Below are 12,089 nucleotides of genomic sequence, written 5' to 3' on the forward strand. Positions count from 1 at the left end.
CAATCCGTATTAGTATTATGCACAACCGTTCAAATTAGAGGTTGTAGCAAACAAAATGCATAAGAAATACAGTTGGGCCTTAGCCCTGTTGCTGGCCGGTTGTCAGATGACACAGCCAGATTCAAGCAACACCACAACAGAGCCCACCAACTCTCCTGCAGAAACAGCAACCACTAATACAACAAAGCCCGTTTCCGTTGATACTCCAACTCCAGCAAAAGCACTAACGCCACAAGAGCAAGAAGATGTATGGCAGCGCATTGCTATGCAGCTAAAAATGGAGATTCCAGACAACGCTAAAGTGGACTATTACCGCGAATGGTATATTAAACATCCTAGCCACTTAAGAACGGTCTCACAGCGCGCTCAACCTTTCCTATATTTGATTACTGAAGAAATAGAAGCACGTAACCTACCATTAGAGCTTGCGTTACTGCCTATTGTCGAGAGCTCCTTTGATGCCTTCGCTTATTCTCATGGCAGCGCGGCAGGATTATGGCAGTTTGTCCCAGCAACAGGAAAAGCGTTCGGTCTAGACCAAACCTATTGGTATGACGGTCGTCGTGACGTTACCGCATCAACTCAAGCCGCTTTAGATTACCTGACTCAGTTGAACAAACGTTTTGATGGCAACTGGAATCACGCGATCGCGGCCTATAACAGTGGCGGTGGTCGAGTAAACAGTGCGATTCGAAAAAATCGTAACTTAGGCAAGCCAACGGACTTTTTCTCTCTTGATTTACCGAAAGAAACTAGCAGCTATGTCCCTAAATTGCTGGCTCTAGCTGATGTTCTGGCTAACAAAGAAAAGTATGGTGTCGACATTCCACCAATTGCAAATAAGCCTGTGTTGGAATTGGTCGACCCGAATGAACAGCTCGATCTCGCAATCGCAGCCAAATATGCCGGCATTTCGATTAAGGAACTGCAAAGTTATAACCCTGCATACAACCAATGGGCAACTGCACCAGATGGCCCTCAGACGCTACTACTGCCCATCGAGAGTTTAGATAAATTCCGCTTCGAACTGGAACAGAATCGTGGTAAAGGGATGCGCCTTGTGCGTTATAAAGTAAAGTCAGGTGATTCCTTGAGTGTTATAGCACGAAACCACCAGACAACGACGCAAGTAATTCGCAGTGCTAATGGGTTAAAAGGCCATAATATTCGCGCAGGCCAGTATCTTCTGGTTCCGACATCAACCAAAGATGAATCAACCTATTCACTGAGCGCTGCAAACCGCCTAGCAAAAACACAATCGACATCTCGTGGTAACTATAAAGTGACCCACAAAGTCGCTAGTGGTGACAGTTTGTGGTCGATTGCCAAAGCAAATAAAGTTTCTCACCAATCGTTGGCAAAATGGAACGGTATGGGCCCTCGTGACACTCTGAGAGTGGGACAAGAGCTTGTTATCTGGAAAAACGCGAGCGATGGCGCGATTATCCGCACGGTCTTCTACTCTGTGAGAAGTGGGGATACCATCAGCGGTATTGCACAGAAATTCAAAGTACGTACCAACGATGTTGTTAAATGGAACGATCTTCAGAAACAGAAATATCTTAAGCCGGGCCAAAAACTGAAACTCTACGTTGATGTCACCAAAACCAGTGCTTAGTTCTCGTTAAAAAAGCGGCGTTTACGCCGCTTTTTCTATGTCTGACCGCCTCATTGGTTCAATTACTTGAAGGCAATCCTAAACTCAGCAAGTAGAGGATTATGATCAGAGGCATCAGATTCAGGAACGCGCTGTCCTGTCAGTTCCATTCCACGATAAAAAATGTGATCCAAAGGTAAACCAGTGATAAATCGCTTACGGTTATCACGTTGAAATTCGACCTCTTTAATATGGTATTTATGTAGGGCTTGTTTTAACGCGGAGAGTCGTGATTCACTCCAACTATTGAAGTCCCCTGCTATTAGTAGCGGTCCTTGATGCTTCTCGAGTACTTGCTTAAAGGAATCAAGTTGTTGCTTATACTCTTCTGTTCCTATCGTAAAGTTTACAGAGTGCAGATTTACACTGATTAGAGTTTGTCCATTCGTCAGTGCGTATTCCGCATACAAGCCTGATTTAGGTAATCTTAGCCAAGGTTCGGTTTGCAGATTCGCGCAAGCGATTGAAGGCATGGTACGGCTTAAATTGAGTACGCCAGAAGAGACATCAAATGCTTTGAATGCACTAACTTGATTACTCCCCCAGTCCGAGCGTTGTAGCCAATCTAAAAATGTATCATCTAGGCTGGCTTCTTGAAGTAGGACCAATTGTCGGTCTTCAGACAAGCGAGTAAGTTCGGGCAATAAGTTTTCGCGATTTTGTTTGTAAATATTCCAAACCAAAATATTCAATTGTCCGGATTCGTCCAACGCAACTGGATGGTCATTGCGGTAACACTTTAGCTCCGTTTGAACTTGGCTATCCTTAATACTGGTTATCTCTGGTGTTTCTCGCACGGTAAATACCGTTTGAAAACCACCTACTGTCATTCCCATAATAGCGACACCAGTAAGCAGTACCCATTTTAACTTCATAGCACCTCTTCTCTAAAACGAAAAAGGAGCAGTTACCTACTCCTTTATGATTCTTTGAGATTCGACTTAGATAGCGTCTTCATCTTCTTCGCCAGTACGAATTCGTACTACACGTTCGATATCAGTGATGAAAATCTTACCATCACCAATCTTACCCGTTTGAGCGGTCTCAATGATGGTTTCCACACATTGATCAGCCACGTCACTTGATACGACAATTTCCAATTTTACTTTTGGTAAAAAGTCGACCATGTATTCAGCACCACGGTAAAGCTCTGTATGACCTTTCTGGCGACCAAAACCTTTTACTTCAGATACGGTCATACCTGTAATGCCCACTTCTGCCAATGCTTCACGGACGTCATCAAGTTTGAATGGTTTGATAATCGCTTCAATCTTTTTCATGTTCTTCCCTTAAACCTCATTGATTGACACCATTATCTGGTAGGCTGCGCCAACAATCAACGAAAACAAAAAACCCGAAGTCAATCTTCGGGTCTCTTAATAGTATATCGATAATGTGATTATTTCAGACTAGCGTAATAAGCAGCGACGTTTGCAATATCTTCGTCGCTCAGCATTGATGCCTGTGCTTGCATGACAGCAGCTAAACCGCCTGTACGTTCTTTGTTCTTGTACGCTTTGATAGAAGTTGCTAAGTATTGCTCGTTTTGTCCCTTGAGGTTTGGGTAACCAGGAATAACTGCGATGCCATCAGTACCATGACAAGCGGCACAAATTGCGGCTTTCGCCTTACCAGCTTCAATGTCAGCGGCCATCGCCGTACCACTCAATAGGCCTGCAGCCAATACTGCACCAATTACCATATTTTTCATTGCTTTACCTTCTGTGTATTTCCATATAAGCCAGATAATAGCGTGTACTCTAGTTTGCGCTTTGCCATTTCTGGCGCTTTATTATTGTATACGATTGTGACATGAAATGTGGTCACTTGTCCCATACAAGTTCACAATCTGAACCATAAAATGCTTTATCTACAAATAAGTTACCAACAGCAACAACCTTATCATCCCGCATTAGAATAGGGATTCTACGTCGCTGCCAGCTAGGTATTTTCAGCTCTTGGAACAGTTTTTTTAACTTACGAGATCCTGCTCGTCCATGGGGGTGAGCACTCAAACCTTCAGGGTTGAAAATAACTTTTAACGACCCATTCAACGTTTGGCGATCTAGTGTCATCTTTGCGTCTTTGCTCGGCGATACCAACTTTAATACGCCTAAGTTATCTGGCAACACTAACGTGTCTTTATCTGACCATGATTGTTGCCAATCGCTGACATCTTTATAAGCTTCAACCCAATATAAATGCCCCTGAGCACGTCTAATGGCTCCACCAGCCAAATTCATTTCCGGGTTAGCATCTTGCTTAGCCAGTGCCACTTCTTGCCAAATTTTGCACAACTGCACCTCAGTAGGCATCAACGAAGTATTGGCTTCTAACCACAGTCTAAGTAGTTGTTCTCTCTTTAAAATAGAGTGTGATGACATCGTGGAAATACTCAGCCCTTGGAACTCATTCATACATACTTCAAGTTCAGGCAATAATAACTCTTTAATTAACCTTTCTTGTTTCGCACATAAGCGCGCACTGCGACTTGCAGCTTGAGCAAAATTAGGCCAGCGCTGATTCAATACGGGTAAGACTGATTGACGAAGAAAATTACGGTCGAATCGGGTATCTGAATTACTTTCATCCTCGACCCACTGTAATTGCTCATGCTGCGCATAGCGCTCAATATCATGTCGTGCAGTATTTAAAAGTGGACGAACTAACTTACCCGAGCCAAAGTTCATTGAAGAGGCCATCGAAGAGAGCCCTTTGGGTCCGCTACCACGTTTTAAGGCCAGCAACATGGTCTCAGCTTGATCATCAAGGTGCTGACCCGTAAGCAAAATATCGCCGCTCTGCATATGTTGACGCAGCGCTTGATACCGAGCTTGACGCGCCAACTGCTCAAGGCTTTCTCCCGAGTCTTGCGACAATGTTACGCGCTCGCAGGTAAACTCAACGGCCTCCTCTTGAGCCCAACGCTCACACTGAACTTGCCATTCATTTGCGTTATCGCTTAATCCATGATGCACGTGTACCGCTAAACAGGTTATTGAATGCTGTTTGCTATACCTTGCTGCTAATCGCAGCAATACACGTGAATCCACCCCGCCACTAAATCCAACAATGATCTTGCCATGCATCAATTGCTGTTCATCAAGCACTTGAGAAAATTGCTGGTACAGAGTCATGGTTTCTTCCTAGGTTAAATAAAAAAGGCGAGCATCTCGCTCGCCTTATTATATAAACAGTTTCTACTTAGCAGTAGCCATAACTCATCAAACGTTGATAGCGACGCTCAAGTAAGTTGTCATCATCCAACTGATCGAGTTCTTCTAATTGGCGTAGCAATGTCGCTTTCATATTAGCAGCCATTTGCACCGCATCACGATGAGCGCCACCTAGTGGCTCTTCAATGATTTCATCAATAAGCTCAAGCTCTTTTAATCGAGGAGCAACTAGTCCCATTGCTTCCGCTGCTTGCGGCGCTTTATCAGAGTCACGCCATAAAATCGATGCACAGCCTTCAGGAGAAATTACTGAGTACGTTGAGTATTGCAGCATGTTCACGTAATCGCCTACACCGATCGCTAAAGCACCACCTGAACCGCCTTCACCGACAACGTTACAGATGACTGGCACTTTTAGACCAGCCATGACTTTAAGGTTCATCGCAATCGCTTCTGATTGACCACGCTCTTCTGCGCCAACCCCTGGGTAAGCACCCGCAGTATCGATAAAAGTGATGATTGGCATGTTAAAACGCTCTGCCATTCTCATCAAACGAAGTGCTTTACGGTAACCTTCTGGTTTTGGCATACCAAAGTTACGCTTCACTTTCTCTTTTGTTTCACGGCCTTTTTGGTGGCCAATGATCATAACCGGACGACCATCTAGGCGAGCCATACCACCAACAATAGCTTTATCGTCCGCAAACGCGCGATCGCCAGCCAGTTCATCAAACTCCGTAAATACATGCTCTACATAATCAAGCGTGTATGGACGCTGTGGGTGACGCGCAAGCTGTGCCACTTGCCATGCCCCAAGATCACTAAAGATTTTTTTCTTAAGCTCTAAGCTCTTTTTCTCTAGTTGTTCAATTTCTTTATCTAAGTCAATTGCACTATCACCACCGTGACGAGAAACGTCACGCAATGCTTCGATTTTTGCTTCTAGTTCGGCAATTGGCTTTTCAAATTCAAGAAAGTTCAAGCTCATCTGTGAATCCTTTTCGATTCAGCCCCAAGTCTTTTGGCTGTGGGACTCAATTAGTTAAATTCGAGTTCAACCTGGTCTTTACCAAGTAACTGCTGTAATTCTTCTAGTAACGCATCATTCGGCGTTACACGCCATTCTGTTCCTAGCGTAAGTTTTGCGCGTGCATCGGCACGCTGGTAGTAAATATTAACAGGTACTGTCCCAGCTTTGTGTGGGGTTAATATTTCTGTGAAGCGCTGGTAAAAACGCTCATCTATTTGTTGCTCTAACAACGAAATGGATACGCCTCGTGTAAATTTCTCACGAGCGCTACCTAAATCTAAAACTTCGCGGCCAGACATTTTAAGGCCACCGTTGAAGTCATCAAAGCTGACCTGTCCAGAAACGACCACTATTTTATCTTTTTCTAACAATTCAGCATATTTATCTAGCGCATCTGAGAACAACATCACTTCCATACGACCGCTTCGGTCATCCAAAGTCATCAGTCCGATACGTGTTCCACGCTTGGTTGTCATTACCCGAGCAGCAATCACCAAACCTGCGACCGTCAACGATTGATCGCGTCTTGTTGGTGTTGCGTCTTTTAATCGACAACTGGTGTATTTGGTAAGTTCCTTAAGATAGGCGTTTATTGGGTGCCCCGTCAAATAAAGCCCCAAAGTTTCTCTCTCACCTTCTAACCATACCTTTTCTGGCCATGGTGGAACTTGAGTATATTTATGCTCCACATCTTCTGGCGCATCAGTCAATACACCAAACATGTCAGCCTGACCAAAGGCTTCAGCCTGATGGTGTTGGCTCGCCGCTTTAACCGCATCGTTCAGTGATGCCATCATCGCCGCTCGATGTGGCCCTAGTCGGTCAAGAGCACCCGACATAATAAGCTTCTCAATGACTCGCTTGTTGACTTTCTTGATATCAATACGAGCACAAAAATCGAATAAATCTCGGAAATGACCACCTTTATTACGAGCCTCAATAATGACATCAATAGGACCTTCACCAACCCCTTTGATCGCGCCAATACCATAAACGATCGCGCCCTCTTCGTTAACATTGAAGCGGAACAGACCAGCATTAATATCAGGAGGTAGTACCTTGAGCTTCATGCGGAAGCATTCATCTACAAGACCAACAACTTTCTCTGTATTATCCATATCGGCGGTCATAACCGCCGCCATAAACTCAGCAGGGTAATGGGTTTTCAGCCAAAGCGTTTGATAAGAGACCAGTGCATATGCCGCTGAGTGAGATTTGTTAAAGCCATAACCCGCGAACTTTTCTACCAGGTCAAAGATCTTCATGGCAAGTTCGCCATCAACGCCGTTGTTTATCGCCCCTTCTTCAAAGACGGCACGCTGCTTAGCCATCTCTTCCGGCTTTTTCTTACCCATTGCACGACGCAGCATATCCGCACCACCCAGCGTATAGCCCGCTAGGATCTGTGCAATTTGCATAACCTGTTCTTGATAAAGAATGATGCCGTACGTAGGCTCTAGAGTCTCTTTTAGAGATTCATGTTGCCATGTTTCATCTGGGTACGAGACCGCCTCTCGCCCGTGCTTACGGTCGATGAAGTTATCAACCATGCCTGATTGCAATGGTCCTGGACGGAATAGCGCCACCAATGCAATGATATCTTCAAAACAGTCCGGCTGTAGACGCTTGATAAGCTCTTTCATACCTCGCGATTCCAACTGGAATACCGCAGTGGTTTCAGAATTCTGTAACAGCTGGAATGAAGCCGAGTCATCAAGTGGTATCGATTCAATTCGAACTGGGTCTTTACCCTCTCTTTCGAGTCGAGGGTTAATCAGTCCAAGCGCCCAATCGATAATCGTTAATGTTCTCAGACCCAAGAAGTCGAATTTAACCAAGCCTGCCGTTTCAACATCGTTCTTATCAAACTGAGTAACAGGGAAATGTCCCTCAGAGTCGGCATAAATCGGTGCAAAATCAGTAATCGTAGTCGGTGAAATTACTACCCCACCCGCGTGTTTACCGGCATTTCGAGTACACCCTTCCAATATGCGGCACATATCGATGAGGTCTCGAACTTCTTCATCGCCATCATAAAGCTGTGGCAATGCAGGCTCCGCCTTGAAGGCTTTTTCTAACGTCATGCCAGGGTCAGCTGGAATCAGTTTTGATATGCGGTCAACAAAGCCAAACGGGTGACCCAATACACGCCCCACATCACGAATAACCGCCTTCGCAGCCATAGTACCGAAGGTAATGATCTGCGATACCGCATCCCGACCGTACATCTCGGCTACGTGATCAATAACTTGGTCACGTTTATCCATACAGAAATCGACATCAAAATCGGGCATGGAGACACGTTCAGGGTTCAAGAATCGCTCAAAAAGAAGATCGTATTCAAGCGGATCAAGGTCGGTGATTTTAAGAGCATAGGCCACCAATGAACCAGCACCTGAACCACGTCCAGGTCCTACTGGAATCGCATTATCTTTTGACCACTGGATGAACTCCATAACGATCAAGAAGTAACCTGGGAATCCCATTTGGTTGATAACATCAAGCTCAATTTGTAGTCGGTCATCATACTCAGGACGACGCTCTGCTCGCACCGCTTCATCTGGGAACAAAAACTCCAAACGCTCCTCAAGACCTTCTCTTGATTTCATCACCAAGAAATCAGTCTCTTTCATACCTTCAGTTGGGAACGCAGGTAAGAAGTATTCACCGAGGCGCACGGTCACGTTACAGCGCTTAGCAATTTCTACTGAGTTCTGAAGTGCTTCTGGGATGTCCGCAAACAGCTCACACATGTCTTCTTCACTACGAAGATATTGTTGAGCACTGTACTTTTTGGGACGTTTGGGGTCATCAAGCGTGTAACCATCATGGATAGCAACACGAATTTCATGAGCATCAAATAGTTCTTTGTCGACAAACACGACCTCATTGGTCGCGACAACCGGAAGATCGAGCTCCTCGGCCAACTCTACGGCAAAATGCAGGTAACTTTCTTCGTCGGGTCGTCCGGTACGAATCAGTTCTAAATAGTAGCGATCTGGAAAATGCGTCTGATAAAACTGAGCGCACTGCTTAGCAAGTGTTGTATTGCCTTTTAATAGCGCTTTACCTACGTCACCCTCTTTTGCTCCAGAAAGAACGATAAGCCCTTCAGATAACTCGACTAACCACGCCTTGTCAATCACAGGTTGATGTTGGATATGGCCTCGAAGGTATGCTTTTGAGATAAGCAAAGTCAGATTGTTGTAACCAGTATTATCCGTTGCCAATACTGTAATGCGAGTTAACTCATCTCCAAATTCGTCAGACTGAACGGCAAAGTCAGCACCAATCAGCGGTTTAATCCCTGAGGAGTGCGCGTTACCATAAAATTTCACTAACCCACATAGGTTAGTAAAATCAGTCAGTGCCATTGCAGGCATACCCATCTCTGCCACTTTTTTAACTAATGGTGGCACCTTCGACAGGCCATCGATCATAGAAAAGTCACTGTGAACTCGAAGGTGTATAAACTTGGGGTCTGACATAATAAATCCTAAATTGCCATGACGAATATTTGGCGAATCATACTCTAACGAATCGTAGTATCACGATCCTTAAAACGACTAATGCGTGCTAGTTTTCAATACCTAATGCGCGTTTGACTGGCTTGAAACTTTTGCGATGCTCTGCAATGACGCCATGCTGTTCAATGGCTTCAAAATGCGCTTTCGTTGGATAGCCTTTATGTTTAGCAAAACCAAATTGTGGATGTTGCTGATCAAGCTCTTCCATCTCTTGGTCGCGAACGACTTTAGCGATAATCGATGCGGCACTGATTTCTGCGACACGCAAGTCTCCCTTAACAACCGCTTGAGCATCCATTGGTAACGTTGGCGTTCGGTTGCCATCAATAAGCACCATATCAGGTTGCATTTGCAGTCCAGCGACCGCACGCTGCATTGCTACCATGGTCGCTTGTAGGATGTTTAACTCATCGATTTCTGTTGGAGAACAACGCCCAACTGCCCATGCCAGCGCTTTTTCTTTTATCTCAGGATAAAGGGCGAGTCGTTTTTTCTCGGAAAGTTTCTTTGAGTCGTTCAATCCTTCAATCGGATTGTTGGGATCCAAGATAACCGCGGCTGTGACGACATCACCCACTAAAGGGCCTCGACCTACCTCATCCACACCCGCGACTAGTGAGTAACCTTGCGGATAATCAAAGGGGGGAAGCTCAGCACTTTTTTTCTTCGTTGTCATAACTTTCCAATTAGATTTAACACTGCATTTGCCGCTTGTTTGTCGGCATCTTTACGAATCCAGTGGTGCATTTCCGTGAATTTGGCAATCACCGCACTGTTGTCACTATTAAGAAGCTTGGTGAGCTCATTGTACAAGTTTTCCGGCGTACAAGCTTCTAACAGAAACTCTTTTACTATCTCATCATCGGCGAGAATATTCGGTAAGGAAACGTATTTGGTTTTCACTAAACGCTTGGCCAGAAATGCGGTTATTGCATTCATTTTATAACCAACGACCATTGGTCTTTTAAGTAGCATGCACTCTAAAGCTACGGTGCCAGACGCCAATAATACTGCATCTGCAGCAGTTATAACGTTGCGTGCAGTATCTTGAACAATGTGAAATTCAAGCTGAGGTGCAATTTGCTGCCAAGCTCCAATAAACTGCTGTTTACGCTTTTCGTTGACCGCTGCTACCACAAAGCCGAGGTTTGGGTTGTCTTGATGAAGTTTCACACAGGTTTCAATAAACGGTTGTGAAAGCATCTTCAATTCGTTGCCACGACTACCAGGCAAGACCGCTAGCCACTTTTTATCAGGCGCTAATCCTAAAAGCTCGCGAGCTTGTTGTGCATCCGATTCTAGAGGGATGGCATCAGCCAAAGTATGGCCGACAAACTCACAAGGAACTTGGAATTTGTCATAGAAGGCTTTTTCAAATGGCAAGAAAGCAAGTACGAGGTTAGTCGCCTCGGCAATCTTATGAATGCGCTTTTGTCTCCACGCCCAAACAGAAGGACTGACATAGTGTACCGTTTTTGTTCCAGCTTGTTTAAGGTCTAATTCGAGACGCAGGTTGAAGTCAGGGGCATCTATACCGACAAACACATCTACTGGGTTTTGAGTAAAGTATTTCACCAACTCTGCTTTAACATGTAACAACCTTCTTAAGCGCCCAAGAACTTCTACCAATCCCATGACCGCAAGCTCTTCCATATCGAAAAGAGACTCGCAACCTTGAGCAATCATTTTAGGGCCACCGATACCAACAAACTCGGCATCTGGATATTGTTGCTTTATTGCTTTGATGAAGCCCTCTCCCAGAGTATCTCCGGAAAGTTCGCCAGCTACGATACCAATTCGCAATGGTCGTTCCATTACCAGTCCTTATTTTCGCCAAATTTCTCGAATACCATAAAACAGAAAAAGACCGCTAACTGATTAGCGATCTTTTTCTACTTGCGTCACCAACGTTAGCGGATGATGCCACGCTCAGAGCTTTCCAAAATATCCACAAAACGCTGAACTGATGTCCACTCTTGCGCCATTTCCTCAAGCACAGGCTTTACCTCTGCCAGTGTCTTGCCTGAACGGTAAATCTCTTTGTACGCTTTTTGCAAAGCACGCAGCTCTGGCTTCTCGAAACCGTTACGCTTTAATCCAACTAAGTTAAGACCAAACGGTGTTGCATGATTGCCTTGCGCTAGAACGTAAGGTGGCACATCTTGTACCACTGCCGAACAACCGCCAACATAAGCGTATGCACCAACTGTGCAGAATGGGTGGATCGCCGACAACGCCATAACCCCAGCATGATCACCAACCGTTACATGACCACCGAGAATGGCATTGTTACCAATGTGCGTGTGGTTGCCCACAATCACATCATGCGCAATATGAGCGTTCACACAAAGAAGGTTGTCATTACCGACCACTGTTTGGGTCTTATCTTGAACAGTACCACGATGAATTTGTACGCTCTCGCGGATGACATTTCGGTCGCCAACCACAACTCGCGTATCTTCACCACCGTATTTCTTATCTTGGTTCTCTTCACCAATGATCGCTTGAGGGAATACTCGGTTGTCGTTACCGATTGTCGTATGACCCTTAATAACAACATGCGACATAATCTCATTGTTCTCACCAATTGTGATATCACCTGAGATATAGGTAAAAGGACCTACTGTGGTATTTGCACCAATAGTGACGTTCCCTTCTATAACGGCACTAGGGTGAATCTTAGCGGTTTCATGAATCAT

At 45.0% G+C, this 12,089-nt stretch carries 10 protein-coding genes; 1 reads left to right on the forward strand and 9 read right to left on the reverse strand.

The features are described from left to right. The first annotated feature begins 55 nt into the window (after window positions 1–55). Complete coding sequence (locus tag HW45_RS15090; RefSeq protein ID WP_038227879.1) at window positions 56–1,618, forward strand: LysM peptidoglycan-binding domain-containing protein; 1,563 nt, start codon at window positions 56–58, stop codon at window positions 1,616–1,618. 62 nt (window positions 1,619–1,680) lie between these two features. Here the strand turns inward: HW45_RS15090 and HW45_RS15095 are convergent, their stop codons facing one another. The 9 genes from HW45_RS15095 to lpxA form a co-directional block, all read right to left on the reverse strand. Beyond that, on the reverse strand, window positions 1,681–2,532 hold the full coding sequence (locus tag HW45_RS15095; RefSeq protein ID WP_038227881.1) for an endonuclease/exonuclease/phosphatase family protein: 852 nt from the start codon (window positions 2,530–2,532) through the stop codon (window positions 1,681–1,683). Window positions 2,533–2,598: 66 nt separating this feature from the next. Then, window positions 2,599–2,937 carry a nitrogen regulatory protein P-II gene (gene glnB / locus HW45_RS15100; RefSeq protein ID WP_031495634.1) on the reverse strand — a complete coding sequence of 113 codons (339 nt, stop codon included), beginning with the start codon at window positions 2,935–2,937 and terminating at the stop codon, window positions 2,599–2,601. Window positions 2,938–3,056: 119 nt separating this feature from the next. Next, window positions 3,057–3,368, reverse strand: coding sequence for a c-type cytochrome (locus HW45_RS15105; RefSeq protein WP_038227883.1), 312 nt, complete (start codon window positions 3,366–3,368; stop codon window positions 3,057–3,059). A gap of 112 nt (window positions 3,369–3,480) precedes the next feature. Further along, complete coding sequence (tilS, locus tag HW45_RS15110; protein WP_038227884.1) at window positions 3,481–4,794, reverse strand: tRNA lysidine(34) synthetase TilS; 1,314 nt, start codon at window positions 4,792–4,794, stop codon at window positions 3,481–3,483. Between the two features lie 67 nt (window positions 4,795–4,861). Further along, entirely contained in the window at window positions 4,862–5,821 is a 960-nt protein-coding gene (accA, locus tag HW45_RS15115; protein ID WP_006075352.1) for an acetyl-CoA carboxylase carboxyl transferase subunit alpha, read from the reverse strand. Between the two features lie 50 nt (window positions 5,822–5,871). Continuing rightward, window positions 5,872–9,351 carry a DNA polymerase III subunit alpha gene (gene dnaE, locus HW45_RS15120; RefSeq protein WP_038227886.1) on the reverse strand — a complete coding sequence of 1,160 codons (3,480 nt, stop codon included), beginning with the start codon at window positions 9,349–9,351 and terminating at the stop codon, window positions 5,872–5,874. Between the two features lie 88 nt (window positions 9,352–9,439). Continuing rightward, on the reverse strand, window positions 9,440–10,066 hold the full coding sequence (gene rnhB, locus HW45_RS15125; protein WP_038227888.1) for a ribonuclease HII: 627 nt from the start codon (window positions 10,064–10,066) through the stop codon (window positions 9,440–9,442). Beyond that, window positions 10,063–11,205 carry a lipid-A-disaccharide synthase gene (gene lpxB, locus HW45_RS15130; protein WP_038227890.1) on the reverse strand — a complete coding sequence of 381 codons (1,143 nt, stop codon included), beginning with the start codon at window positions 11,203–11,205 and terminating at the stop codon, window positions 10,063–10,065. Before lpxB ends, rnhB begins: the two co-directional genes overlap by 4 nt. A gap of 95 nt (window positions 11,206–11,300) precedes the next feature. Next, window positions 11,301–12,089, reverse strand: coding sequence for an acyl-ACP--UDP-N-acetylglucosamine O-acyltransferase (lpxA, locus tag HW45_RS15135; protein WP_038227893.1), 789 nt, complete (start codon window positions 12,087–12,089; stop codon window positions 11,301–11,303).

It is taken from the genome of Vibrio sp. ER1A (assembly GCF_000733315.1).
GTDB lineage: Bacteria > Pseudomonadota > Gammaproteobacteria > Enterobacterales > Vibrionaceae > Vibrio > Vibrio mediterranei.

Excerpts from the sequence above, each read along its gene's own strand:
- HW45_RS15090 (WP_038227879.1), top strand. The coding sequence starts at position 56 with ATGCATAAGAAATACAGTTGGGCCTTAGCCCTGTTGCTGGCCGGTTGT.
- HW45_RS15095 (WP_038227881.1), bottom strand. The coding sequence starts at position 2,532 with ATGAAGTTAAAATGGGTACTGCTTACTGGTGTCGCTATTATGGGAATG.
- glnB (WP_031495634.1), bottom strand. The coding sequence starts at position 2,937 with ATGAAAAAGATTGAAGCGATTATCAAACCATTCAAACTTGATGACGTC.
- HW45_RS15105 (WP_038227883.1), bottom strand. The coding sequence starts at position 3,368 with ATGAAAAATATGGTAATTGGTGCAGTATTGGCTGCAGGCCTATTGAGT.
- tilS (WP_038227884.1), bottom strand. The coding sequence starts at position 4,794 with ATGACTCTGTACCAGCAATTTTCTCAAGTGCTTGATGAACAGCAATTG.
- accA (WP_006075352.1), bottom strand. The coding sequence starts at position 5,821 with ATGAGCTTGAACTTTCTTGAATTTGAAAAGCCAATTGCCGAACTAGAA.
- dnaE (WP_038227886.1), bottom strand. The coding sequence starts at position 9,351 with ATGTCAGACCCCAAGTTTATACACCTTCGAGTTCACAGTGACTTTTCT.
- rnhB (WP_038227888.1), bottom strand. The coding sequence starts at position 10,066 with ATGACAACGAAGAAAAAAAGTGCTGAGCTTCCCCCCTTTGATTATCCG.
- lpxB (WP_038227890.1), bottom strand. The coding sequence starts at position 11,205 with ATGGAACGACCATTGCGAATTGGTATCGTAGCTGGCGAACTTTCCGGA.
- lpxA (WP_038227893.1), bottom strand. The coding sequence starts at position 12,089 with ATGATTCATGAAACCGCTAAGATTCACCCTAGTGCCGTTATAGAAGGG.